The following is a 231-nucleotide window of genomic DNA, read 5'->3' as shown; positions in this document are numbered from 1 at the left end:
CATTCTATTTCGCGCTTGCGTGTCGGCATCACGTAATAGTTTAGCTACCTTTACGTTTCTACCAGCTTCAGCGAGCATTTCTAAATCAACCGCACATTCACCGGTATCCATATGCCTTTGAACGCCGATATTTAAACCGTTCAATAATACTGTGAGCGTATCTTCTGGTTGCCCTTCAAAATGCTCAAATATAGAAAACATTTCTTCCATATCTTTTTCAATAATACTTTC

The 231-nt window shown here is 39.0% G+C and carries 1 pseudogene; it reads right to left on the bottom strand.

The features are described from left to right. Nucleotides 1-231, bottom strand: a pseudogene (locus R2R70_RS23520) (hypothetical protein); the annotation flags it as partial.

Origin of the sequence: Cobetia sp. SIMBA_158 (assembly GCF_046566945.1) — a bacterium.
Taxonomy (GTDB): Bacteria; Pseudomonadota; Gammaproteobacteria; order Pseudomonadales; family Halomonadaceae; genus Cobetia; species Cobetia amphilecti.
The sequence above is the reverse complement of the archived record's forward strand: the minus strand, read 5'-3'. Positions and strand labels throughout refer to the sequence as shown.